The 25089-nt window shown below is 56.4% G+C and carries 26 protein-coding genes; 13 read left to right on the top strand and 13 right to left on the bottom strand.

The window, feature by feature from the left end; genetic code table 11:
• Positions 1-141: 141 nt before the first annotated feature.
• Positions 142-1056, top strand: a complete 915-nt coding sequence (eamA, locus tag ABLV07_RS13680) for an O-acetylserine/cysteine exporter (protein WP_045360784.1) — start codon at positions 142-144, stop codon at positions 1054-1056.
• A 33-nt stretch (positions 1057-1089) separates the two neighbouring features.
• On the opposite strand, the gene marB is transcribed toward eamA, so the two are convergent.
• The 3 genes from marB to marR are packed head-to-tail and all read right to left on the bottom strand — an operon-like array spanning position 1090 to position 2162.
• Entirely contained in the window at positions 1090-1296 is a 207-nt protein-coding gene (marB, locus tag ABLV07_RS13675) for a multiple antibiotic resistance protein MarB (protein WP_020078926.1), read from the bottom strand.
• Positions 1297-1326: 30 nt separating this feature from the next.
• Entirely contained in the window at positions 1327-1710 is a 384-nt protein-coding gene (marA, locus tag ABLV07_RS13670; protein ID WP_015366733.1) for an MDR efflux pump AcrAB transcriptional activator MarA, read from the bottom strand.
• Positions 1711-1727: 17 nt separating this feature from the next.
• The gene (gene marR, locus ABLV07_RS13665) at positions 1728-2162 is read right to left on the bottom strand and encodes a multiple antibiotic resistance transcriptional regulator MarR (protein WP_015366732.1); all 435 of its coding nucleotides are present in this window, start codon (positions 2160-2162) and stop codon (positions 1728-1730) included.
• A gap of 262 nt (positions 2163-2424) precedes the next feature.
• On the opposite strand from marR, the gene ABLV07_RS13660 reads away from it, so the two are divergent.
• On the top strand, positions 2425-3093 hold the full coding sequence (locus ABLV07_RS13660; protein WP_015366731.1) for a MarC family NAAT transporter: 669 nt from the start codon (positions 2425-2427) through the stop codon (positions 3091-3093).
• Positions 3094-3192: 99 nt separating this feature from the next.
• On the opposite strand, the gene ABLV07_RS13655 is transcribed toward ABLV07_RS13660, so the two are convergent.
• The gene (locus ABLV07_RS13655; RefSeq protein ID WP_045387760.1) at positions 3193-4392 is read right to left on the bottom strand and encodes a sugar transporter; all 1200 of its coding nucleotides are present in this window, start codon (positions 4390-4392) and stop codon (positions 3193-3195) included.
• A gap of 194 nt (positions 4393-4586) precedes the next feature.
• Here ABLV07_RS13655 and ABLV07_RS13650 point away from each other — a divergent pair, with 194 nt between their 5' ends.
• Positions 4587-5384 (top strand): PhzF family phenazine biosynthesis protein, encoded by a 798-nt coding sequence (locus tag ABLV07_RS13650; RefSeq protein WP_045387763.1) that lies wholly within the window; start codon positions 4587-4589, stop codon positions 5382-5384.
• A gap of 41 nt (positions 5385-5425) precedes the next feature.
• Here the strand turns inward: ABLV07_RS13650 and ABLV07_RS13645 are convergent, their stop codons facing one another.
• From ABLV07_RS13645 to ABLV07_RS13620, 6 genes are all read right to left on the bottom strand, one after another.
• Positions 5426-6103 (bottom strand): SDR family oxidoreductase, encoded by a 678-nt coding sequence (locus ABLV07_RS13645; RefSeq protein ID WP_348853266.1) that lies wholly within the window; start codon positions 6101-6103, stop codon positions 5426-5428.
• Positions 6100-6573 (bottom strand): YhcH/YjgK/YiaL family protein, encoded by a 474-nt coding sequence (locus tag ABLV07_RS13640; RefSeq protein WP_015705316.1) that lies wholly within the window; start codon positions 6571-6573, stop codon positions 6100-6102. The genes ABLV07_RS13645 and ABLV07_RS13640 overlap by 4 nt, the downstream gene beginning before the upstream one ends.
• On the bottom strand, positions 6570-7736 hold the full coding sequence (locus tag ABLV07_RS13635; RefSeq protein WP_045387766.1) for an exo-alpha-sialidase: 1167 nt from the start codon (positions 7734-7736) through the stop codon (positions 6570-6572). The genes ABLV07_RS13640 and ABLV07_RS13635 overlap by 4 nt, the downstream gene beginning before the upstream one ends.
• Positions 7737-7738: 2 nt before the next feature.
• Positions 7739-9151: a sodium:solute symporter family protein gene (locus ABLV07_RS13630; protein WP_015705318.1), complete on the bottom strand. Its 1413-nt coding sequence runs from the start codon at positions 9149-9151 to the stop codon at positions 7739-7741.
• A gap of 73 nt (positions 9152-9224) precedes the next feature.
• On the bottom strand, positions 9225-10109 hold the full coding sequence (locus ABLV07_RS13625; protein WP_045387769.1) for a dihydrodipicolinate synthase family protein: 885 nt from the start codon (positions 10107-10109) through the stop codon (positions 9225-9227).
• Positions 10110-11276, bottom strand: a complete 1167-nt coding sequence (locus ABLV07_RS13620; RefSeq protein ID WP_015705320.1) for an iron-containing alcohol dehydrogenase — start codon at positions 11274-11276, stop codon at positions 10110-10112.
• A 175-nt stretch (positions 11277-11451) separates the two neighbouring features.
• On the opposite strand from ABLV07_RS13620, the gene ABLV07_RS13615 reads away from it, so the two are divergent.
• The 3 genes from ABLV07_RS13615 to ABLV07_RS13605 are packed head-to-tail and all read left to right on the top strand — an operon-like array spanning position 11452 to position 14429.
• On the top strand, positions 11452-12687 hold the full coding sequence (locus ABLV07_RS13615; RefSeq protein WP_047042787.1) for a four-carbon acid sugar kinase family protein: 1236 nt from the start codon (positions 11452-11454) through the stop codon (positions 12685-12687).
• A complete protein-coding gene (locus ABLV07_RS13610; protein ID WP_015705322.1) occupies positions 12680-13666 on the top strand; it encodes a D-threonate 4-phosphate dehydrogenase in 987 nt (328 codons plus the stop codon). Before ABLV07_RS13615 ends, ABLV07_RS13610 begins: the two co-directional genes overlap by 8 nt.
• A 1-nt stretch (position 13667) precedes the next feature.
• Positions 13668-14429 carry a DeoR/GlpR family DNA-binding transcription regulator gene (locus tag ABLV07_RS13605; protein WP_015366720.1) on the top strand — a complete coding sequence of 254 codons (762 nt, stop codon included), beginning with the start codon at positions 13668-13670 and terminating at the stop codon, positions 14427-14429.
• A gap of 10 nt (positions 14430-14439) precedes the next feature.
• On the opposite strand, the gene ABLV07_RS13600 is transcribed toward ABLV07_RS13605, so the two are convergent.
• On the bottom strand, positions 14440-15318 hold the full coding sequence (locus ABLV07_RS13600) for a LysR family transcriptional regulator (protein WP_348853267.1): 879 nt from the start codon (positions 15316-15318) through the stop codon (positions 14440-14442).
• 105 nt (positions 15319-15423) lie between these two features.
• On the opposite strand from ABLV07_RS13600, the gene sad reads away from it, so the two are divergent.
• The 7 genes from sad to ABLV07_RS13565 all read left to right on the top strand — a co-directional run bounded on the left by sad (position 15424) and on the right by ABLV07_RS13565 (position 22553).
• Positions 15424-16809 (top strand): succinate-semialdehyde dehydrogenase, encoded by a 1386-nt coding sequence (sad, locus tag ABLV07_RS13595; RefSeq protein WP_015366718.1) that lies wholly within the window; start codon positions 15424-15426, stop codon positions 16807-16809.
• 80 nt (positions 16810-16889) lie between these two features.
• Complete coding sequence (gene glsB, locus ABLV07_RS13590) at positions 16890-17816, top strand: glutaminase B (protein ID WP_015366717.1); 927 nt, start codon at positions 16890-16892, stop codon at positions 17814-17816.
• Positions 17816-18184 carry a DUF4186 domain-containing protein gene (locus ABLV07_RS13585; RefSeq protein ID WP_015366716.1) on the top strand — a complete coding sequence of 123 codons (369 nt, stop codon included), beginning with the start codon at positions 17816-17818 and terminating at the stop codon, positions 18182-18184. Before glsB ends, ABLV07_RS13585 begins: the two co-directional genes overlap by 1 nt.
• Positions 18185-18298: 114 nt before the next feature.
• On the top strand, positions 18299-19720 hold the full coding sequence (locus tag ABLV07_RS13580; protein ID WP_015366715.1) for a GGDEF domain-containing protein: 1422 nt from the start codon (positions 18299-18301) through the stop codon (positions 19718-19720).
• An 81-nt stretch (positions 19721-19801) separates the two neighbouring features.
• On the top strand, positions 19802-20341 hold the full coding sequence (locus ABLV07_RS13575; RefSeq protein ID WP_015705327.1) for a GNAT family N-acetyltransferase: 540 nt from the start codon (positions 19802-19804) through the stop codon (positions 20339-20341).
• A 103-nt stretch (positions 20342-20444) separates the two neighbouring features.
• Entirely contained in the window at positions 20445-21896 is a 1452-nt protein-coding gene (locus ABLV07_RS13570; protein WP_348853268.1) for a tagaturonate reductase, read from the top strand.
• 216 nt (positions 21897-22112) lie between these two features.
• On the top strand, positions 22113-22553 hold the full coding sequence (locus tag ABLV07_RS13565; protein WP_032711589.1) for a GNAT family N-acetyltransferase: 441 nt from the start codon (positions 22113-22115) through the stop codon (positions 22551-22553).
• A gap of 159 nt (positions 22554-22712) precedes the next feature.
• Here the strand turns inward: ABLV07_RS13565 and denD are convergent, their stop codons facing one another.
• Complete coding sequence (denD, locus tag ABLV07_RS13560; protein ID WP_045365830.1) at positions 22713-23696, bottom strand: D-erythronate dehydrogenase; 984 nt, start codon at positions 23694-23696, stop codon at positions 22713-22715.
• A 19-nt stretch (positions 23697-23715) separates the two neighbouring features.
• On the bottom strand, positions 23716-25032 hold the full coding sequence (locus tag ABLV07_RS13555) for an MFS transporter (protein ID WP_059476306.1): 1317 nt from the start codon (positions 25030-25032) through the stop codon (positions 23716-23718).
• Between the last annotated feature and the right edge of the window lie 57 nt (positions 25033-25089).

Genomic DNA, 25089 nt, shown 5'->3' with positions numbered 1-25089 from the left:
GCATGCTAACTGAGCCTTGTATAGCGGGCTCCGTGTCGGAAAGTGCCTTCAGTACCTGCTAAAAATAATGATCTGTTCGAGCGGCGGGAATTTGGTTACTTTGACGGAGGTCATCGTTGACCAGGAAGACAGGGGCTTCGTATGACGCGCAGAGATGGGCTGCTGGCAATGCTGGTAGTGGTGGTGTGGGGGCTTAATTTTGTGGTGATTAAGCTCGGGTTGCACAATATGCCGCCGCTGATGCTGGCGGGGTTACGTTTTTTGCTGGTGGCGTTTCCGGCGCTGCTGTTCGTTGCTCGGCCCAAAATACCGCTGCGTCTGCTGCTGGGCTACGGCCTGACCATCAGTTTCGGCCAGTTCGCCTTTTTATTCTGCGCGATTAACCTCGGTATGCCGGCCGGGCTGGCTTCTCTGGTGCTGCAGGCGCAGGCCTTTTTCACAATCGTGCTGGGCGCTTTTGTCTTTGGCGAGCGGTTACAGGGAAAACAGGTCGCCGGTATCGCGCTGGCGATTTTTGGCGTATTGGTACTGGTTGAGGCCAGCCTCGGTGGCCAGCACGTGCCGCTGGTCGGTTTTATGCTGACTCTGGCGGCGGCGTTTAGCTGGGCCTGCGGTAACATTTTCAACAAGAAGATTATGTCTCAGCAGCACAAGCCGCCGATTATGTCGCTGGTGGTGTGGAGCGCGTTAATTCCGGTTTTACCGTTTATGCTGGCGTCGGGTATTGTTGATGGTCCGCAGGCGATGGCGGAAAGCCTGGTGAATATCGACGCCACGACCGTGCTATCGCTCATGTATCTGGCGTTTGTCGCTACTATTGTTGGTTACGGTATTTGGGGAGCGCTGCTGGGACGTTATGAAACCTGGCGGGTGGCGCCGTTGTCGCTGTTGGTGCCGGTGGTCGGGATGGCCAGCGCGGCTCTGCTACTCGGTGAACGGCTCAATGGCCTGCAGCTGTTGGGGGCGGCGCTGATTATGGGCGGGCTCTACATTAACGTGTTTGGTCTGCGGCTGGTGCGCCCGGGCGCGGCGCGGGATAAAAAAGCCCCGCGTTAGCGGGGCCCAGGAGATATCAGAACAAGTGGAGCATTAGTTGTAATACGGTACGCCCAGCTCATCCGATTTATCATTGCCGGCAGCCATGTGATTAAAATCAAACGGCGAGTCGTTATGTTCCGAAGGAATAATCATCGCATCCCGGTTATTGTGGCGAACCGGAGTGGTGGTTTGCTCCGCGTAACTCTGGCTTGCAGCCAGCGCCATTAGCACGATGGCGGCGGTAGCGAATAATTTCATGATTTCCTCGATACGTCTTTATGCAGGCGATTAACAACAATAATTATTTAGCGGCATCAGGTAGCGGGATTCTCCCGGAACGTTGGTGATGCGATATTTGTGCGGCGGAACATCGAAGTAGTTTTTAAACGTTCGCGTCAGCGTCTGTTGCGATTCAAAACCGTAACGTTCAGCCAGATACAAAATTGGCTCGTTGCTCTGCTTGAGTTTTTGCGCAATCTCCGTCAGCTTACGACTGCGGATGTACTGGCCCAGCGAGTGGCCGGTCTCTTTCTTGAACATTCTTTGCAGGTGCCATTTGGAGTAACCTGAGCGCTCCGAAACTTTCTCCAGCGACAATGGAGATTCCAGGTTCTCTTCGATCCACGACAAAATACTATGGATAGTGATGGCGTCGTTATTGCGTCTGGACATCATCTTACCTCTTCTTATTACGGCAGGACTTTCTTGAGCAGTTGCTCAAGCATGACCACTTCGTCTGCCGTTAGATTTTTTGTTAGTTCCTGGTGCAATTTTTGACCCACAACCTGATGACAGTGCTCACAAAGGGCTGCGCCTTCTGGAGTCAGTTGCACCAGAATGCCGCGCTTGTCATTGGGGTTGGGCAACCGTTCTATCCAGCCTTTGCAGACGAGTCTGTCGAGCATGCGCGTCATTGCGCCTGGATCGACCGACAGAACGGTCTTCAGCTCAACGGGTGTCGTACATACCTCGCAGCGAATGGAACAGAGCACCCGAAATTGGGTAGCGGTGATATCCATGGGTGAAAGGTAGTCGTTGAGCAGTCGATCTTTTTTCTGGTTAACCATCTGGATCAATCGGCCGAGAGGGATCATCTCGTTGAACAGATTGTTGGTGTTTTCCATGATAGTTGCCCAGGCAATTATTTAGTTGCGATGGATATTATTGCCGTGGCAATCATAAGTCAACATTATGAATTCGCCGATGCCACGATTTGCTAAAGAACGATAATTTGATGGTGGTCACTTTTTTCCATTTTACTAACGCTTGTTATTTTTTATAAGCGTGATTTTTTCATGGGGTGTGGCATCTGCGCTGCTGCTGTCGATATACTCACGGGGTGAAACTGTACTGAAAAAATGATACTTAACGGGATGTTGACTCACTATGCTGGAACTCTTTAAAGCAATAGGGATCGGTCTGGCGGTGATTTTACCGCTGGCGAACCCGCTCACCACCGTGGCATTGTTCCTTGGTCTGGCGGGCAATATGAACAACGCCGAGCGTAACCGGCAATCGTTGATGGCATCGGTGTATGTCTTCGCGATCCTGATGGTGGCGTGGTATGCCGGCCAGGTGGTCATGAATACCTTCGGTATTTCCATTCCCGGTCTGCGTATCGCCGGCGGGCTGATCGTGGCTTTTATCGGTTTTCGTATGCTGTTTCCGCAGCAGAAAGCCCATGATTCGATGGAAGCGAAGATCAAATCGGAAGAACTGCAGGATGAACCCACGGCGAATATCGCCTTCGTGCCGTTGGCGATGCCCAGCACCGCCGGGCCGGGCACCATTGCGATGATTATCAGCTCCGCCTCGACGGTGAAGCACGGCGTCGATTTCCCTGATTGGGTAGTATTGGCGGCGCCGCCGATTATCTTCGCGCTGGTGGGGATCATTCTGTGGGGCTGCCTGCGAAGTTCCGGGGCAATCATGCGGCTGGTTGGGAAAGGCGGCATAGAAGCGATTTCCCGCCTGATGGGTTTCCTGCTGGTCTGTATGGGGGTTCAGTTCATCATTAACGGCGTGCTGGAGATTATCACCAACTATCACGCCTGATCGCGATAACTTTCTGAAAGGCCCGGCGACGTGTCTGTTTCGGGCCTTTTGGGGATAGGATGTCGGCGCCGCGGGCGGCATTGACCGCCCGCGTCGTTATCATGAGTGATGCGCTTGCTGTTCATCAAGCGGCGTTGGCCAGCGGCGAAAAATCATCACTGCCCAGACCAGCGCCACCAGCGCCGGCACTGCGCCAACGTAGCCTATCGCCGACATCGACAGCTGCGTACTCACCTGACTGCCGACCAGCGCGCCGGCGCCAATACCAATATTGAAAATACCCGAAAACAGCGACATCGCGACATCGGTAGCATCCGAAGCCAGTGCCAGCACTTTCACCTGCATGCCGAGGCCGATGACCATTATCGCGATCCCCCAAAACACGCTGAGCAGCATCAGCTGGTTGGCGTTCCGTGAGGCGGGTAGCAGCAACAGCAGGCATATTAGCAACAGGCCGATAGCGGTGGTAATCAGCCCTGAAGCATGTTGATTGCCCAGCTTGCCGAAGACAATACTGCCGATAATACCTGCGCCGCCGAGCACCAATAGCAGTAGGGTGGCGAAGTTACCGCTAAGGCCAGCGACGGTTTGAACGAAGGGTTCAATATAGCTGTATGCCGTGTAGTGCGCGGTCACCACGATAACCGTCAGCAGATAAATGCCGAGCAGCGCCGGGCGGCGGAACAGTTCCGGCAGGCTCTTCAGCGAACCGGAATGTTCGCTTGGCAGCGCCGGCAATAGTTTCGCCAGGCACACCAGCGTCGCTAAAGCACCAAGACCAATGGCCAGGAAGGTGGTTCGCCAGCCGAAATATTGCCCGACGATACGGCCAATAGGGATGCCGAACACCATGGCCAGCGCGGTACCGGTGGCGATAAGACTTAGCGCCTGTGCGCGCTTGCCGGGAGGGGCCATACGAATAGCCAGCGCGGAGGTGATCGACCAGAACACCGCATGGGCGAACGCAATGCCAATTCGACTCACCACCAGCACCGTGAAGTTCCACGCGAAAAATGACAATACGTGGCTGGCGATAAATAACACGAACAGGCCAATGAGCAGGCGACGGCGCTCCATTTGGCTGGTCAGCAGCATGAACGGCAGCGACATCAATGCCACTACCCAGGCATAAATGGTCAGCATGATCCCGACCTGGGCCGTTTCCATGCCGAAGCTGTCGGCGATATCAGACAGCAAACCGACCGGAGCAAATTCCGTGGTATTAAAGATAAAGGCGGCAATTGCCAGCGTGACGACCCGCAGCCACGCGACTCTGCGTGAGACCGTATTTGTAAGCATAAATTCCGGGCTGGTAGTAATGAGAAGAAGAGAAGGCGATCTTAAAACGAATGCTGCTGAAAATACAATCACTTTGTGATCTGCATCTCATTTTATGCTGACACCTGTGCCTGCTAACAACTTAATTTTTCAGCTAATAGTGTGCACCCGCGCTTTCTGTGTCATGTTGATAGACGATAAAAAAGGGGAGCACGATGAAAGAAATTAGTTTTTACCTGGTCGATGCCTTCAGCGATCGCAATTTTGGCGGCAACGCGGCGGCGGTGTGCCCGCTCAGCGAATGGCTGCCTGATGAAACGCTTTTAAAAATGGCGCAGCAGCATAATCAATCCGAAACGGCGTTTTTTGTTCGTACCGACAGCGGCTATGAGCTGCGCTGGTTCACTACCCTTGATGAGATTAATCTCTGCGGTCACGCCACCCTCGCAGCATCGCACGTGATTTTTGAATATCTCGATCACCCTTCGGCAACCATCGTATTCAGCACCCGTTTTGTCGGTGAACTGCGGGTGACGCGCAGTGGCGATTGGCTGACGCTGGATTTCCCCGCCTGGCAAACGACACCGGTGCGCGACGTGCCGACGTCACTGTTCGCCGGGTTGGGTATCGATGACGCGCTGGAGGTGCGGGAAGGGCGTGATTACCTGGTGGTGCTACGCGACCGGGCGCAGGTTGAAGCGGTACGTCCGAATATGGCGCTGCTGGAGGCGCTGGATAAGCGGATTTGCATCAGCGCCGCCGACGAGGAGTACGATTTTGTCAGCCGATTTTTCTGTCCCGGTGATGGGGTGCCGGAGGATCCGGTAACCGGTTCAACCCACAGTATGCTGATCCCCTACTGGGGAGCGAAGCTCAATAAAACCGACCTGTTGGCGCGCCAGGTGTCGGCGCGCAGCGGCGAGCTGCGCTGCCAGTGGCGCGATGACCGCGTATTGATTAGCGGCCAGGCGACCACCTATCTGCGCGGCACGGTCTATTTGCGCGAAAGTTAACGATAGTTTCCCCGGCTGACGCAGCGCTTAGCCGGGCAATCCTAACTAAGTGAGGCGCCGCCGCACATTACCAGCTCTTGTCCGGTCATGGCCGCGGCCTCTTCGCTAAGAAGCCAGCTCACCAGCGACACCACTTCCTGTGGCTTAATCAATCTACCGAGCGGCGGCGTCTTCGGCGGCGAACTCTCCCGCCCTGGCTGGCGCAGCATTGGCGTATCGGTGGCGCCGGGGGCGACCACGTTAACGGTAATGCCCGCCGCGCCAAGTTCCGCCGCCCAGCTTCTCGCCAGCGCCACCAGCGCCGCTTTGGTTGCCGTATACTGAGAACGGCCTGCCGCTCCGCGAGAGGTTCGGCTACCCAAAAGGATAATCCGACCGCCGCGGCTCATAACGGGCGCAAAGCGGTTGGCTAAGGTCTGCGCTGCATCCACATGCAGACGCCATAACGTCTCGCCACGCAGTGCGTCAAGTTCTCCTAGCGGCGCCGCCGCCATCATACCGGCGGCATGGATAATCGCCTGCGGCGTCGGTACCGACGACAGAGCATCAACCAGCTCCTGGCGGTCGCTCAAATCGACTGCCAGATGCCTGAAGCCTTCATGAGCGAATGGCGGCGCGGAGCGGCTTAGCCCGAGCACCTGCCAGCCCTCCGCCAGCAGTTGCCCCACAATCGCCGCGCCGATCCCCGAACTGGCGCCTGTGACCAGTGCCTGCTTCATGGCGCCTCCAGCATGCTGCGCGGTACTTTAAACACCGCTTTCCTCACCGGGGCGGGTGTTGCAAAGGCGCATAGCGCCTGGTGTGGTTCGCCGGGCAGAAAGACCGCGAAGTCGCCGGCATGCAAATGCAGCGTGACGCTTTGCGGCGTCTGCTGGCTGATAAAGAGATCTGGTTTGCGTTGTTCATCGTCGGGTTGGCCGCTGTACAGCGTACCGGCATGAATAGTCTCCTTTCCGCTTAAAATGACCTGAATATCGGCCCACTGGTGGTGGTATTCGGTATGTCGCTGTTCTGCCGCCTGGGTTTGCGCGGTGCCGATGGTGCAGTACCAGTCGCTATCAGCAGGCTGAAAGCGACCATCTTCACGGGCTGTCAGGGCGGCAAGAGAACATTCAGGACGGCTGAGGATTTGCCGTAACGCCAGTGGCAACCCCGCCTGAGGCAAGGCGTTCAGATTACCGATGATCATGCGATTTCTCCTTTCACCCACTGCGGCGATACGCGGATATACTTGATGGCCTGTCGGTACCAGGTATAGGCAATGTGTAAATTACCGTCTTCACCCTGTTTAATACTGGGGTAGGAGAATTCGCGGTTCAGTTTTTGTTCGGAATTGTTGGTCATACAGTAGCCGTCGCCCTCATCAAGGTTGCGCATCCATGGCCAGCTTTTACCGCCGTCAGCGGAAATCGCCACGGTCATTGGCGCACGCGGCGCGCCCCAGAAGGCGGTTTTGCCAGTGCGTTCAGGCTCTTTACGACCGTCATCATCTTCTATTTCATCGTATAACGATGCCCGACGCTCGCTGGCGCCTGCTGCGCTCATGTTATTGAACACCAGTGCCAGATCGCCGTTGCTCAACGTGGTAACCTGAATGGACGAGTTATTGTTTGGCAGCGTGGTGGGGATCGGCGCTGACCAGCTTTCGCCAAAATCTGTCGACCGGCTGTACCAGATATGATCGGCCCAGCGGCTGCGGAAGAAGGCGACCAGCGAGCCATCGGCCAGCGGGGTGATATTCATATGCACGCAGCCGAGGCTCTGCGGTACCGGCACGTCGCGCCAGCTCTTGCCGCCATCGGCTGAGATTTTTACCGCGCTCACATCATCGTTACCGACCCATTTCTCCCCCGGCCGGGTACGACAATAGAAAACCGGCAGCAACCAGTTGCCGTTGGGCATCACGCTGATGGGTTGCCGGATAAAGGTGCCGGGTTCATCGAGCAGGGTGGCGATTGCTCCCCAGTGTTTTCCGCCATCGCGCGACTGGCGATAACGCACAATAGCGGTGTCCTGATTGCCGGCATACTGTGCGGTCCATAATAGCCACAGCACGCCATCTGGAGCCTGAAACAGCACCGGGTTTTGTTCCGAACGCTGCGGATCGTCGGATAACTTTACTGCTTCGCTCCACGTTGTGGCGCCCGGCGCTAAACGCGCCCCCCAGACTGAAATATCCGCTTTTCCTTCCTGCGAACCCCCGAACCATACGCACAGCAGCGTGCCATCGGGCAGCGGCAAAAGATTGGCGGCATGGTTTTGCGGGCAGCCGGAGGGCAACATTGCCCATGCCAGATGAGGATCCTGTTGGTGTTGGCGAATTACGCCGTCAAAAGTTGGGGTGGTGGTCATTTTTACACTCCACGTTGTTCAATGGGGGCCGGGGATGATTGTTGCGCTTTATTGGGGATCAGGCGGTCGATAACCATAATCAGGGCCGGGGTGATCAGCGCGATGTACATGTTATTGATGCCGAACGGATCGCCGAGCAAATACCACGCCGAAGTCACCACGCAGGCGCCGATAAGGCCAGCGTTCGCGCCGCGGGCGCTCTTAAAGAACGGCGCATAGAAGGCGATGACCGCGACGACGGTGATAGAGAGCCTGATGGCGCGGGTAAAGAAGGAGAGCTTCAGCACTTCCGGGACCAGCAGCACAAAAATAAGCGGCAGAAAACCGATGATCAGCGAGGCCCAACGGGTGGCTTTAAACTCCTGCTCCGGCGTTGGATTGCGCCACGGCACGTAAAAATCTTTTACCACCAGCGAGGCAATCGCCAGGGCAACGGTACTGACGCTAACGAAAATTGAAGCAACAAGTGACGTTGTCACTAACCCGGCAAGCCACGGGTTCATATCTTGCAGAAACACCGGCAGGGCGTACAGGCTGTTGATTTCCGGGTGTAAAAACTTCGCCGCCACGCCGATAATGGCGATCGCGAAGGCGATAGGCAGGCAGAAGAAAAAGGCAATCCAGGTAGAGCGTTTCGCCGATTTTACGTTTTTGGTCGAACTGATCGCCTGAATGACAAACTGGGTACAGAAGATGGAGCCGATGGTGCCGATAAGCCAGGCGCAGATCGTGCCGGCGCCAAAATTACCATCCCAGGTCCAGTAGTAATCTGGCATTTTCTCGATCATTGGCGTAAAACCGCCGGTTTTTGCCAACGCGAAACCCATAATAATAAGCAGGCCGGCATATTTTAAAGCGCTGTGCAGCATGGTGACCCAGGCCACGCCTTTCATACCGCCAAAGGCAAAATAGAAAGTACTGACGATGGCGGTAATAAACGCCGCGAGGGGTAAATTGATTTTTAATACCGTGGAAATTGCCGCCGCGCCGCTGACGTAGTTACCGACGTTCACCAGCAACAGGGCGTAAATCATAATAATGGAAATAATATTCTTGGTGCTGGTGCCGTATTTCTCGGCAATCGCCCCGGAAATAGTAATTTTGCCAGTGTTATAGATGCGCTTAACCAGTATCAGGCCAAATAGTGGAAAGCCAATGGCGGCGCCCAACACCGACCAGGAGGCGGCAATCCCGCTCTCAAAGGCGGCCTGTGCGGTTCCGATAGTGGACTTGGCGCCGATATATTCCGACATCAGTAGGATACCGACAATAAAGGCTGGCATCGCGCGCGAGCCCTCCATAAAATCCCCGGAGTTTTTACTTCTAATACGGAACGTCAGCCAGGTGGTAAATAAGATATAGGCGATGACAATGCCAACAATAATAAAGGTATCTTCAGTGGTAAAATGATTCATCTTAGCCTCTCTTTGGGCGTACGAATCCTGGGCACGCAGGTGCCCGGTCTATTTTGTTGAAGAAGCGCAGCGCTTAATTAAGATACTGCGCGATGATTCCACGTATTTGCTGCAGTTGAGATGCGCTAAACTGCACCGCGTAGCGGCTATCGCCGACCTCATAGCCCATCAGCTGCAATGCTTTTTTCACCGCGGCGGGGGAAAAGGCGACTTTGTAGAGATCGGTACGCAGGCCGGTGACGTTTTCCTGCGCCAGCCTGGAGGCTTCAATATCGCCTGCCTGGAAGGTTGACCAAATCGCGTTAATCTCTCGTGGCGCAACGTTAGCCAACCCGGAAATGCACGCTGAACAACCGTCAACGAAACCCTGATGAATCAGCGAATCCGGCCCGTTCAGGACATTAAAACCGTCGATATCCTTCACCGCATCAAGAAAGCCCTTAAGACTCTCATAACTACCGGCGCTATCTTTGATGCCAATGATGTTGCCATGCGCAGCCAGCTGACGTGCGGTTTGCGGTTCAATGGTGTTACCGGTGCGCGCCGGGATGTTATACAGAAATACCGGTACGCTCAGCGCATCAGCGATCGCCGTGTAGTGGCTTACCAGCTCATCTTGTTTTAGCGGCACGAACCACGGGGTGATGACGGACACCGCGTCGACGCCTGACTTTGCTATCTGCTGGCCAAGACGAATGGTTTCCCGCGTCGACACTTCGCCAATATGCGCCACCACCGGTGCGCGTCCGGCAACCGCCTCGACGCAGGTTTCGGCAACAGCTATTTTTTCCGCTTCATTGAGGACGAAAAACTCGCCGTTGGTTCCGCCGCAAAAAATGCCATTACCGGCGGCCAGCTGTCGTTCTACCTGTTGGCGCAGCGCCGTCAAATTAAGTTCACCGCTGGCGGTAAAGGGGGTAACAATGGCGGTTAACACGCCGCGAATGGAATGATGCATTTATTTCTCTTCTCCCTGATGAGATGACTGTGGAAACAGCGTCTGGTAAATCGCCTGGACTTCGTCCTGGTTCACGCTGCATGGGGCATTATTCATTAATCGTTTTACTTCCAGCGCCGCGGCGCTTAGCGTTTCAATACTCTCTGGTGGTACACCCAGCGCGGCGAGGTTGTCCGGCAGCGCCAGGCGTTTCACCAGTTGCGCCAGCCAGCGGACCAGCGCATGAGATTTCTCTTCGTTATTCAAGGTCAGATCGGCGTCCGGGATCAGATCCCAGACCTGAGCGAATTTATCCACCGCGTGCGGGCGTACGACCTGCATACAGGGGGCCAGCAGAATGGCGTTCGCGACGCCGTGCGGCAGATGCCAGGTGCCGCCAAGCGGGTAGGAGAGCGCGTGCACCAGATGCGTGCCGGCATGATTGATAGCCACGCCGCCATAGTACGAGGCCCACAGCATCTCCAGTTTCGCCGTAAGATCCTGCGGGTGGGTCACGGAACGCTCAATATGCCGCACCAGCTTATGCAGGCCGATTAAGGCGGCGTTATCGCTCACCGGGTTAGCGACGGTTGAAGTAAAGCACTCCAGTAGATGACACAGCGCATCGATGCCGGTGGAGGCGGCAATGGCCGCAGGCATGCTGGTGGTCAGTTCCGGCAACAGAGCCACGAAATCCGGCAGCAGTACCGGGGAGATAATCCCCACTTTGGTATTACGTTCGGGAATAGCCAGGATGGCGTTTGGTGTCGCTTCCGAGCCGGTGCCTGCGGTGGCGGGTATCAGCAGCGATGCCAGACGCAGGCGCGGTTTCTCGCTGTCGATCAGCGCGTTGAGCGCAGGGGAGGCGGGATGAAGTAATACCGAGAGCAGTTTCGCCACGTCGAGGACGCTGCCGCCGCCGATACCGACGACCATCTCCGGTTGCGCTCCCGCAAGTTGGGCAACAATTTGCGCCACGTCATGTTGGCTGGGCTCTGCCGGTACGGAATCCACGATCCTCACATCAACGTTATTCTCGCCCAGCAGATGTTGGATCTGTTTGGTCGCTGCCAACTTACCAACGTTCGCATCGGTGACCAGTAAAATGCGCTTTTTACCTGCCAGCACTGGCTTCAGGGCTGATATGGCGCCCGCGCCGCTGATAATCGTGCTGTTAATCGTCGCCACGTCTCACTCCTCTATTGTTATGATTGAATTCAATCAGCATGCTTAGTGTTCACTCATTTCAATGAGCAAAAGTTATAATTTATACGGACGTTTAATAACTTGAGCTTGCTCACATTTAATCAAATATGATTGAATATAATCATTAACGATTCAAATAAGCGATGAAGGAAAGAGAATGAGCTGCGGCGATAACCCTGTTCTGGTGCTGGCAGATGACTTTACCGGGGCCAATGATGCTGGTGTCAGTCTGGCGGAAGCGGGCCTGGCGGTTGAGGTGGCCTTTAACGCCGGCCATCAGTCCACCACCCGGGCGTTGGTCCTCAATAGCGATAGTCGGGCGCTTTCCAGGGCGCAGGCTGCAGAGAAAGTGAACGCAGTACTCCGTGATGCGGCAAATTTCGCCGCCGTCTGGCAGGTGAAGAAAATCGACTCCACCCTGCGCGGCAATCCCGGCGCGGAACTGGAGGCGATGATGCGTGCGCGGAGCTGCTCTGTCGCGGTTGTCGCGCCTGCCTTTCCGGGTGCAGGGCGTATAACCCGCGGGGGGCGCTGCTATGTCCACGGCGTAGCGCTTAATGAAACAGAATTCGCCAGCGACCCCAAAACCCCGGTCACTAGCGCCGATATTGGGCAATTGCTCGCCATGCAGAGCCAACTGCCGTGCCGTTCGCTTGACGTGCGACAGCTGGCAGCCGCCCTTGCGGAAGAGAGCGACCAACCACGAGTGTTGATTATTGATGCCGAAGAAGACGAGCAGCTGGATGAGGTTATCGCCGCGGTAGCCAGTCGCGCGCGGCAAACGCTGCTGGTGGGCTCTGCGGGGATCTGCGAGGCGCTGGCGCGCTATCTGCGCCGGGATGCGGCCGGGCCGTTGCTGGCGGTGGTCGGCTCCATGAGCGAAATAGCACAGGCTCAGGTCGCCGCTTTGGCCGGCCATCCGCGGGTCGAGCGGATCGGGATTGATACCGCCCGCGCCTTTAACGGCGACGCCCTGGCCGATGCCCGGCGAATCGCCGCGGTGCTGGCGGCAAGTCATCATTGCGTGGTTACCACCTGCGCGGACAGCGCTGCCCGGCACGGTATTGAGGCGCAGTGCCGTGAACGCGGGGTGAGCCGCGCGTCGCTGGGAGAACGGATCTGCGCTTATCTCGCGCAGGTCACCCAACTTGCCGTTGAGTTACATGCGCCCGGGGCGCTTTATCTGTCCGGCGGCGATGTCGCTATCGCCGTCGCTCATGCGCTCGGCGCGCAGGGGTTTTATATAACCGGCCGGGTGGCGCAATGCGTGCCGTACGGCCATTTTCTCGGAAGTCGCTGGCCGCGTCCGGTGATGACCAAAGCAGGGGGATTCGGTACGGAGACCACGCTGCGGGATGTCGTGAATTTTATTGAGGAGAAACTGAGTGTCTAACATGATTGCGGTAACGATGGGCGACCCGGCGGGCATTGGTCCGGAAATTATTATTAAATCACTGAGCGAAGGGGAACTGAGCGGTGCGCCGGTAGTGGTCGTGGGCTGCGCGCAGACGCTGCGGCGAATCCTGGCGCTGAACATTACCCCGCGTGCGGAGTTGCGGATTATTGAGCACCCGAGAGAAGCGCTGTTTTCACCCGCGACGATTAACGTGATTGATGAACCGTTAAGCGATCCGCAGGCGTTGCGGCCAGGCGAAGTCCAGGCACAGGCCGGCGATTTGGCGTATCGCTGCATCAAGCGCGCCACCGCGCTGGCGCTGGCTGGCGAAGTCAAAGCTATCGCCACCGCGCCGTTGAATAAAGAGGCGTTACATCTGGCCGGACACCATTTCCCTGGACACACCGAACTGCTGGCCCATCTGACGCAGACCAAAGATTATGCCATGGTGCTGTACACCGATAAGCTCAAGGTGATCCACGTTACCACCCATATCGCGCTGCGGCGTTTCCTCGATACCCTAAGCCAGTCGCGGGTGGAGACGGTTATCCGGGTTGCCGATGATTTTTTACGCCGCGTGGGGTATTCGCAGCCGCGCATCGCGGTAGCCGGAGTGAACCCGCACGCCGGTGAAAACGGTCTGTTTGGCGATGAAGAAATCCGTATCGTCGCCCCGGCCGTCGCGGCGATGGAGGCGCAGGGTATCCATGTTGTCGGACCGTGCCCGCCGGACACCGTCTTCATGCAGTGTCACGAAGGCATGTACGATATGGTGGTGGCGATGTATCACGATCAGGGGCATATTCCGCTCAAGTTGCTTGGATTTTATGATGGGGTGAATATCACCGCCGGGTTGCCGTTTATCCGCACTTCCGCGGACCACGGCACCGCCTTTGATATTGCCTGGACAGGTAAAGCGAAGTCTGAGAGCATGGCAACCTCCATTGAGCTCGCCATGCAAATCGCACAGGAATAACATGAAGGGATATAATCGGTTAGAGCAGATTATGGACTTCCTGAAAAGCCATAATCTGGTAACGGTCGACCAACTGGTTGCGGTAACTAACGCCTCGCCGGCGACCATCCGTCGCGATCTGATTAAACTCGATCAGGAAGGGGTCATTAGCCGTACCCACGGCGGCGTGACGCTCAACCGATTTATTCCCACACAGCCGACGACGCTGGAAAAAGCGCAGCGTAGCCCTCAGGAGAAATACGCCATCGCCAGGGCGGCGGCGTCGCTTATCAAGGCCGGCGATGCCATTGTGCTGGACGCCGGTACCACCATGATTGAACTGGCGCGACAGATTACGCATCTGCCGCTGCGGGTCATCACCAGCGATCTGCATATCGCGCTGTTTCTGGCTGAATTCAAACAGATTGAGGTGACGATTATCGGCGGGCGCATCGATGACAGCAGCCAGTCGTGTATTGGTGAGCATGGGCGACGCTTGCTGCAGAATGTGTGGCCGGATCTGGCATTCGTCAGCTGTAACGGTTGGGATTTGCAAAAGGGCATTACCGCGCCGACGGAAGAGAAGGCGGCGCTGAAGCGCGATCTGATCGCCAACGCCCGGCGGCGGATCCTGCTGGCCGACAGTTCGAAATACGGCGCCTGGTCGCTGTTCAATATCGCGCACCTCGACTCACTCACGGACATCATCACCGATGCGCATTTGCCAGGGGAGACCCGTGATGCGCTCCAGGAACTCTCGCCGCGGCTGATTATCGCCGATTAACGTCCGGCCATCATGTCGCGCTTGCCGCCTGACGGTCCTCGTTCAGCAATTCAATAAATGCCTCCAGCTGGCGCGTCTTCGCGCCGCGTCGCCACACAAGCCAGGTCGTCAGCCAGCGCCACTCTTCGGCGAGCGGCCAGGCGGAAACCTGCTGATGGCCTGGCATACTCTCCAGCATACTGCGTGGGATCAGCGCCAGCCCAGCGCCGGCGATTACGCAGGCTAACATACCGTGGTAGGACTCCATCTCATGGATCCTTCCGGGCGTCGCTCGGTCGGCGTGAAACCAACTCTCAAAATGACGGCGGTAGGAGCAGTTGGCGCGAAATGCGTAGACATTCGCGCCGTTGACCTCGCTGGCGCGGGTTACAGGCGCATGGCCATAAGGGGCGACGATCATCATCTCTTCCGGGAACACCGGTAGCCCCTCCAGACCGGGATGAACCAGCGGACCGTCGACAAACGCCGCGCTGAGCGTGCCTTCCAGTACTCCGTCAATCATGGTGCCGGAAGGGCCGGTGGACAACGCCAGGTGGATCTTCGGGTAACGCTGGTTGAAAAGGGCTAACGTGGTGGGGATGCGCACCGCAGCGGTACTTTCCAGCGAGCCGAGGGAAAACAGCCCCTGCGGCTCATCGCCGGCGACCACCATCCGCGCTTCATCGACTAACGCCAGGATTTGCTGGCTGTAGCGTAAAAAACTGTGCCCGGCGGGCGACAGACGCAGCCGTTGATTTTCGCGAATAAATAGCTCGGCGCCGAGGTCGGCCTCCAACTGGCGAATGCGGGTGGTCAGATTCGACGGGACGCGATGCACCTTCTGCGCGGCCTGGGTAATACTGCCGGTACTGGCGACGGCGTTAAACATCTCAAGTTGGGTAAGGTCCATAGTATTCTTCTTTTGTGAATGTATTGCTTAATATTATTCATTTTCAATGAAAGGAAGAGTAGGCCACACTATCCACACTTCGCAATCCCTACAGAGAGAATAACCATGAATTTATCTGCCACCCACGCGGTTTCCGTGAACCCGACCACTGGTGAAGTCGTGTCGTCTCTGCCGTGGTCAACCGAACAACAAGTGGATTCAGCCATTGCCCTGGCGCAACAGGGTTTTCGCCAGTGGCGCCAGGTAACGGTCGCCGATCGCGCCGCCGCGCTGCGTAAAGTCGGCGGCGCAATGCGCGCCCGCGGTGAAGAACTGGCGCAAATGATCAGCCTTGAAATGGGTAAGCCCATCGCCCAGGCACGCGGCGAAGTGAGCAAATCGGCTAATCTCTGCGACTGGTATGCCGAACATGGCCCGGCGATGCTGGCGACCGAAGCCACCCAGGTAGAAGATAATAAGGCGGTGATTGAATACCGGCCGCTGGGGCCGATTCTGGCGGTGATGCCGTGGAACTTCCCGGTCTGGCAGGTTCTGCGCGGCGCGGTACCGATTCTGCTGGCTGGGAATAGCTATCTGCTGAAACACGCGCCGAACGTGATGGGCAGCGCGCAGCTGCTGGGCGAACTGTTTGCCAAAGCGGGTCTGCCGGCTGGCGTCTTTGGCTGGATCAACGCCACCAATGAAGGCGTCTCGCAAATTATCAATGATGATCGTATCGCGGCGGTCACGGTGACCGGTAGCGTACGCGCCGGGCGGGCAATCGGCGCTCAGGCCGGCGCAGCGCTGAAAAAATGCGTGCTGGAACTCGGTGGTTCCGATCCCTTCATCGTGCTTAACGATGCCGATCTGGACGAAGCGGTGAAAGCCGCCGTTGTCGGCCGTTATCAGAACAGCGGGCAGGTCTGCGCGGCGTCGAAACGCTTTATCGTTGAGGCGGGTATCGCCGACGCTTTTACTAAAAAATTCGTGGCCGCGGTGGCGGCGCTGAAAATGGGCGACCCGCGCGACGAGCAAAATTACATCGGCCCGATGGCGCGTTTTGATTTGCGCGATGAACTGCATCAACAGGTTGAAGCCACGCTGAAGGAAGGGGCGACGTTATTGCTTGGCGGCGAGAAAATCGCCGGCGCCGGCAACTACTACGCGCCAACGGTACTGGCCAACGTGACCCCGGAGATGACCGGTTTCCGTCAGGAGCTTTTCGGCCCGGTGGCTACCATCAGCGAAGCCCGCGACGCGGCCCATGCCCTTGAACTGGCTAACGATAGCGAGTTTGGCCTTTCGGCAACCGTCTTTACGTCAAGCAGCGCGGAAGCGGAGCGTTTTGCGCGTGGTCTGGAGTGCGGCGGGGTGTTTATCAATGGCTACAGCGCCAGCGATGCTCGCGTGGCGTTCGGCGGCGTGAAGAAGAGCGGCTTTGGTCGGGAACTGTCGCATTTTGGCTTGCATGAGTTCTGCAATATTCAAACCGTATGGAAAGACCGCCGCTAATCGACGTTAGCGCCTGACGTCCGTCGCCGCGCTCTGCTATACTCGCCACCCGAATTTCGATGGTGGGCAAGGAGCCGAGTGTGGCGACGGTTATTAATAATGCAATGCTGGATGCCGTTCTGGCAGAAATCAGGCCGCTGATAGGGCGCGGCAAGGTAGCGGACTACATTCCAGCCCTGGCGCGGGTCAGCGGCAATAAACTGGGCGTCGCCATCTGTACGGTTGACGGCCAGCACTATAGCGCCGGCGATGCCCACGAACGTTTCTCGATTCAATCTATCTCGAAGGTGCTCAGTCTGGTGGTGGCGATGAACCATTATCAGGAAGAGGAGATCTGGCAGCGCGTCGGTAAAGATCCCTCCGGCCAGCCCTTTAACTCCTTACTGCAGCTGGAGATCGAGCAGGGCAAACCGCGTAATCCTTTTATCAACGCCGGGGCGTTGGTGGTCTGCGACATGCTGCAAAGCCGCCTGAGCGCGCCGCGTCAGAGAATGCTGGAGATCGTGCGTCGGCTGAGCGGGGTGGACGATATCGCCTATGATTCGGTGGTCGCGCGCTCCGAGTTCGAACACTCCGCACGTAACGCCGCCATCGCCTGGCTGATGAAATCCTTCGGCAATTTCCATAATGATGTCGCCACGGTGCTACAAAACTATTTCCACTACTGTTCGCTGGAGATGAGCTGCGTTGAGCTGGCGCGGACTTTCCTGTTTCTCGCCGATCGGGGGATTGCCCCGCATCTGGCGGACCCGGTCATCGCGCCGATTCAGTCGCGGCAGGTTAACGCGCTGATGATGACCAGCGGCATGTACCAGAACGCCGGCGAGTTTGCCTGGCGTGTCGGGCTGCCGGCAAAATCCGGCGTCGGTGGCGGTATTGTGGCGATTGTGCCGCAGGAGATGGCGATTGCGGTGTGGAGTCCTGAACTTGATGAAGCGGGTAACTCGCTGGCGGGGATCGCCTTACTGGAAAAACTCACCCAACGTTTAGGAAGATCGGTGTTCTGATGTCTGCAATGGAAAATCTGTTCGCCCGGCTTGGGCGTTCAACGTTCCGCTCTCGTTTCCACCTCGGGGTGAAAGAGCGGCAGTATTGTTATGATAAAGGGCCAGAGATTATCGACAGCCACGCGGCGGATTTTATCGCCAAACGGCTGGCCCCGGCGCAGATTGCTAATGACGGCAAGCAGACGCCGATGCGCGGGCACCCGGTATTTATCGCCCAGCACGCTACGGCGACCTGCTGCCGCGGATGTCTGGAAAAGTGGCATGCGATCCCGCGCGGGCGTGAACTGAGCGGCGAGGAGCAGCGTTACGTGGTACAGGTGATTCACCACTGGCTGGTGATGGAAATGAACGCGATTACCAACCGTTAACCGATAACGCTCAGGCATGGCAGTATGCCTAACAAATATTCTCATGCTATGATAATCCGCTAACTAATTATTTACATAATAATTGCCTGAAACAATTAGACGGATAATTACTGAATGTCTTCACTGTCGATTCGGTCATTCACGCTATTTCGCGAGGATCAACCGGTGCGCGATGCGCTGGTGTTATTCACGCTGACGATCCTGCTGCACTTTATGGGCGCTATGTTGCGTCTGGTGCAGGAGCTCTCGTTCTTTTGGCCGCTCAACGCCGTTATGGCAGGTATTTTCGCACGCTACGTCTGGCTAAATCGCAGCTATTTTTACGCTATTTGTTTTGCCGCGATGCTGGTTTATGACGGCCTGACTTCCCGTTGGGGCATGGGTTTTGCGTCGCTGCTGATTAACTTCTCCAATATCGTCTTCATCGTCATTCTGGCGCAACTGGTGCTGTGGGATAAGCGGCGTGCCGATTCGATGCCGGGGCCAATTAACGCTCTGAATCTTTTTTGTTATTGCCTGCTGGCGGCGTTGGTGTGCGCGGCGGTTGGCGCGTTGGGCTCGGTTGATGTTGAACGGGCGACTTTTATTCCGCAACTGGCGGACTGGTTTAGCGAGCAGTTCTCGACCGCGGTCCTCATCCTGCCGTTTATTCTGACCCTGACGCTGCCATCGGTGCTGGGCCGCTTTCGCTTTAGCCAACTACTGCCGGTGATAGCGCTGGTGCTATCGATGGCGCTCGGCGTGGCGGTAGGCGGCGCCGGAAGCCTGACTTTCCCGCTGCCGGCGCTGATCTGGTGCGCGATTCGCTATCCATTGCCGCTGACCTGCCTGCTAACGTTTATTACCGGTATCACTGAGATTCTGCTGGTGGCAAACTCGCTTATCCATCTGTCGCCGGATGCGCGTCCGCAGCCGTGGCAGCTGTTTTCAACCCGTCTCGGCATGGCGGCGATGCTGATTAGCCCGGTGATCGTGGCGACCAGCGTCGAGGCTATCAACAACCTGGTAAAACAGCTGGCGCTCCGCGCTGATTTCGATTTTCAGACCCGGGTTTACTCTCGTTCCGGTTTGGGCGAGGCGCTGAAACGCCAGGCGCCGCACCCGGATAAACAGCTCTCGGTGATGGTGCTGGACATCGATGGTTTTAAACGGGTGAATGATACCTGGGGCCACGAATGCGGTGACTGCGTGCTGACCCAGTTTGCCCAGCGCGTGCGTGAGCTGGCGGGCGAAGAGGGAATGGTGGCACGTATCGGCGGGGAAGAGTTTGCCGTTGCGGCGCTGCTCGATAATGCTCAACAATCCCATCTGCTGGCGGAAAAAATTCGCCAGGGGATTGAGTCGGAAACGTTCACCTGGGGGCAGCAGCGTATTCGCCTGACGGTGAGTCTCGGCTTGCAGTGCCGCGAAGTCGGTGAAGGACGGATCGCCGAGCTGTTTAATCAGCTGCTGATGGAAGCGGATGACCTGTTAGTCAACGCCAAGCAGGCCGGGCGCAATCGTGTTTGCGTGCAGGCGCTGCCTGACGGCGTGTGATAAGAAAATCCAATGGTCTTTTTGCTTGAGTTAAATATTAGTTAAAAACATAGTGATGTGGTCATTTTCAGGGAGCAACCTATGGCCACACCTATTTCACTTCGCACGCTGACGCGTGAATCTATTCTTGAATCCCTTCCGCAATTAAATGAAATCCTCGCCAGCTGCGTGAACGGCGGGGCTTCGGTCAGTTTTATGCAGCCGTTTTCACCGGACACCGGCGAGCGCTTCTGGCAGCGGATGGCGCAAAGCGTCGCTGCCGGCGAGCGGATTGTGCTGGCGGCCGAAAACCAACAACGGCAGATAGTGGGGACCGTCCAGTTGATTATCGACCAGCCGGAAAACCAGCCGCACCGCGCCGATGTCGCCAAGCTTTTGGTTCACCAAAATGCGCGCCGGCAGGGGATCGCCGGGTTACTGATGAGCGAGCTTGAGGCTATTGCACTGGCGCACGGGAAAACCGTGCTGGTGCTGGATACCGCCACCGGTAGCGGCGCGGAGAGCTTCTATCAGCAGTGCGGCTGGCAAAAAGCGGGAGAAATTCCGCAGTTTGCCTTAATGCCTGACGGGGAAATGTCGGGTACCTCGCTGTTCTATAAGATCCTCCCGACGACAGAATAATGCGAAGAGGTTTGATCAAAACGGGGTTTTGCGAAGCATAAAACCTGATAACTTATTGGACCAATTACTCAGGTTGTATGACTACTCTAAGAGGGAACCCATTGTGAAAACCTTAAACCGTCGTGATTTCCCCGGCGCGCAGTACCCTGAACGTATCATCCAGTTTGGCGAAGGTAACTTCCTGCGCGCGTTTGTTGACTGGCAAATTGACCTGCTTAACGAGCATACTGACCTGAATGCTGGCGTGGTCATCGTCCGACCCATCGCCAGCGATTTCCCGCCGTCGCTGAGCACTCAGGACGGTCTCTACACCACGATTATTCGCGGACTGAATGAAAAGGGCGAAGCGGTCAGCGATGCGCGTCTTATTCGTTCGGTAAACCGCGAAATTAGCGCCTACGCCGACTATGACGAATTTCTGCGCCTGGCGCACAATCCGGATATCCGCTTTGTCTTCTCCAACACCACCGAGGCCGGTATCAGCTACCATGCGGGGGACCGTTTTGACGATGCCCCGGCGGTAAGTTATCCGGCGAAACTGACCCGGCTGCTGTTCGAACGCTTCAGCCATTTTGCCGGCGCCGCCGATAAAGGCTGGGTTATCATCCCTTGTGAACTCATCGATTATAACGGCGAGGCGCTGCGTGAACTGGTGCTGCGCTATGCGCGTGAATGGGCGCTACCGGAATCCTTTGCCGCCTGGCTTGCAGAGGCGAACACCTTCTGTTCGACGCTGGTGGACCGCATCGTTACGGGCTATCCGCGCGATGAAGCGGAGCAGATTGAAACGCAGCTTGGCTATAAAGATGCCTTTCTTGATACCGCCGAGCACTTTTACCTGTTCGTGATCCAGGGGCCGAAATCGCTGGCCGCCGAACTGCGCCTCGATAAATTACCGCTCAACGTGCTGATTGTTGACGATATCAAACCCTATAAAGAACGGAAGGTCGCGATTCTTAACGGCGCGCATACCGCGCTGGTGCCGGTAGCCTGGCAGGCGGGCCTGGATACTGTCGGTGAAGCGATGAACGACGCGGAAGTCTGCTCATTTGTCGAAAAAGCGATATATCAGGAGATTATCCCGGTTCTCGATCTGCCGCGCGATGAGCTGGAATCATTCGCCAGCGCGGTAACAGGACGCTTCCGCAACCCCTATATCAAACACCAGCTGTTATCCATCGCCCTCAATGGCATGACCAAGTTCCGTACACGTATCCTGCCGCAGCTGCTGGCAGGGCAGAAGCAGAGCGGTAAGCTCCCAGCGCGCCTGACTTTCGCGCTGGCGGCATTGATCGCCTTCTACCGCGGCGAGCGTAACGGTGAAGTCTACCCGGTTCAGGACGACGCGGAATGGATCGCACGCTTTCAGACGCTGTGGGCGCAGCATCGCGATGGCCAGCTTTCAACGCAGGATCTGGTAACGTCGGTGTTGTCGGTAGAATCGCACTGGCAGCGGGATCTGACGCAGGTGCCAGGACTGACGGCGCAGGTAACGGCTAATCTGGATGCTATCTTACGTGACGGCATGCGCAGCGCCGTAAAACCGCTGTGCTAAACGCTCCTCTGCAATGACCCGGCATGCTGCCGGGTTAATCTCTTTCATTAGTTACAACATTCTGGTTGTTGTTAGCAGTAAACCGTTGCAGTAACATCGTACCGACATCGCTTCGCAGCGGGGAAAGGGATGAAATGTGCACTCGGCGCTTGAAGTCATTTTCAGAAAGCAAAATAATGACTTAACGATGATGTTTAGCGTGCGGAGATCCCATCAATGAATATAGACATACGTGAACCTACTGACCGGGATTACAGCGCCTGGCGAGTGTTATGGGAGGGGTACACGCAGTTCTATAATAGCCCGCAGCCGGAAACCGTCACCGAACATACCTGGCGACGTCTGCTGGATCCGCAGTCTCCGGTGATCGGTCGGGTAGCCGTGGTTGAGGGCGAGGTGCTGGGGTTTGCTATCTGCGTACTTCACGAAGGCACCTGGGTAACGACGCCTGTCTGTTATCTGGAAGACCTGTTTGTTGCACCAAAAGCCCGCGGGCGGGGAGTCGCGAGAACGCTGATTCGAACCCTGCAGGCTGAAGGTAAAATTCAGGGATGGTCGCGGCTGTACTGGCACACCCGTCACGATAATCCTGCACGCCGACTGTATGATGAATTCACCCCTGCGGACGATTATGTTCGGTATCTGATGAAGCTCTAGCTGTGCGACACAGGAGAAGCAGCATGGAAAAACGAATCGAAACTACCGTTAATCTGATTATGTTTCTGTCGTTACTGGCCACCGCCTGGGATCTTTCGCTGGTTCACGACTTCCCCTGGTAACATGCAGCGGCGCCGTCGGGCGCCGCTGGTACCGAACCTATTTGAGGTAATCTGCCATATACTCTTCGATCATTTCGCTGAAGCTGTGGTTGGCGATAAACCCAAGACGTTGAGCATAGCGCGTGTCGAAATCGCCAGGCCACGAATTGACAATGCGTTCAATGGCGGCATTGTGCGTGAAGGTGATACGCTGCGCGACTTCACTGCCGGCAACCTGGCGCAACGCCGCGATCATCTGTTCGACGCTGACCGACAGCCCGCAGAGATTAATCACCCGACCGTCCGTCAACTGTGCTTCAGCCAGTTCATGCCCGTGAATTAAAGCCTTAATCGCGTTACGGGGCGACAATAGCCATAGACGGGTATCCGCCGCGACCGGGCAAACGGCGGATTCCCCATTAAGTGGCTCGCGGATAATACCGCTGGCAAAACTCGATGCCGCCTGATTGGGCCTCCCCGGGCGCACGACGATGGTGGGCATGCGCAGGCTTCTGCCATTAAGCCAACCGCGACGGCTGTAATCCGCCAGTAACAGATCGCAAATGGCTTTTTGCGTGCCGTAAGAACTCTGCGGCAACCATACTTGTGAATCGCTCACTTTTTCCGGCAAGTCGCCGCCGAATACCGCCACCGAACTGGTGGTCACCAGTTTGACGCTCTGCGGCAACTGACGCAGGTGCTCCAGCAGTTGGCGGAAGGCATCAACGTTGATTTTCATCCCCAGCTCGAAGTCCTGTTCCGCCTGGCTTGAAACGATGGCGGCTAAATGAAAGACGCTATCGACCTGAGCGGGAATCGCGCTACGTAACCATTCGCTATCGCTGATGTCGCCGGTTAATACCTTTAAACGGCTATCGTCAATCCCCTGTAACGCCACGCGGTCGATAGCGATCAGTCTACCGATTTCCTGCGTTTCACCCTGCGGGCCGCTTAGCGAACCACGCTGAAGTAGCGCCTTGACCAGTTGGGAGCCAAGAAATCCGGCGGCGCCGGTGACGGCAATCGTTAATTTATTATTCATGGTGTTTTTCTCAATATTATTAATGGTTAACCATACGGGCAGGAATACGGAATATCGCCGCAGCGCCGATAAACAGCGTCGCGGAGATGATTAAGGTGCCGGTTAGCGTCGAATGGGTCATATCGGTGAGCAGGCCCATAATCCACGGGGCGACAAAGCCGGCGAGATTGCCAAAGGAGTTGATTACCGCGATACCGACCGCGGCGGAAGTGCCGCCAAGAAAGGCCGTCGGCAGGCTCCAGAAGAGTGGTAGGGTGCTCAATCCGCCCGCTGCGCCAATTGTTAAACCGATCATCGCAATCACCAGATCGTGGCTGAACAGCGCCGCAATAATCATCCCCAGGCCGCTCATGACGGCGATGGCGGCGAGATGCCAGCGACGTTCTCTACGTTTATCGGCGCTGCGCGAAGCGGCAATCATGGTGACTATCGCTGCGGCATAAGGAATAGCGGTTAACAATCCGACTTTCAGCACATCGCCTTCACCGGCGTTATGAATCAGCGTTGGCATCCAAAAACTGACGGTATAGAACCCGGCAATCAGGCAGAAATAGATAAAAGTCAGTAACCACACCTTCGGATTCTTCAAAACAGCCAGCATCGAACCATGCTGTTCGGTCTTATGGCTGCCATCGCTGCGCAGTCGCGCCTCGAGCAACGCTTTTTCGTCATCTGACAGCCATTTCGCCTGCGCAATGCGGTCGGTCAGCAGAAATATCACCAGCACGCCAATGAGCAGAGATGGCGCGCCTTCAATAATGTACAACCACTTCCAGCCAGCGAGACCGCCGTACTCATGAAAATGGCCCATAATCCACCCGGAGAGCGGAGCGCCGAGGATCCCGGAAAGCGGTACGGCGGTAGCAAAGAGGGCGAACATCCGCCCGCGGCGATAGCTGGGGAACCAGAACGAAAGATACAGAATTACCCCGGGATAAAAGCCAGATTCCGCCACGCCTAAAAAGAAGCGCACGGTATAAAACTCCAGCGGCGTGCGCACAAATGCCGTCAGCGGCGCAATGAGCGCCCAGGAAATAAGTAAACCGCCAAGTAAACGTCTGGCGCCAAAGCGATGAAGGATCATATTACTGGGAATTTCAAAAAAGAAAAAACCGATGAAAAATATTCCCGCACCGATACCGTAAACGGTGTCGGAAAATGCCAGATCGCTCGACATTTGTAATTTAGCGATACTGACGTTGATCCGGTCAAGATAGGCCAGAATATAGCAAATCATTAATAAGGGCAGCGTGCGGCGGACGACTTTCTTCCACACTAACTCTTCATTTATGGCAGGCGCAACGCCCTCCAGGCTCAACGCAGAGTGGTTTGACATAGTTCTATCTCCGAAAAATGAGCGCGCACCGGTGCTCACTGAGGCATTGATATTATG

The sequence above is a fragment of the Klebsiella sp. CN_Kp097 genome, assembly GCF_040064495.1.
Classification (GTDB): domain Bacteria; phylum Pseudomonadota; class Gammaproteobacteria; order Enterobacterales; family Enterobacteriaceae; genus Klebsiella; species Klebsiella aerogenes.
Note: the sequence above shows the minus strand (reverse complement) of the source record. Positions and strands in the feature narration are given on the sequence as shown.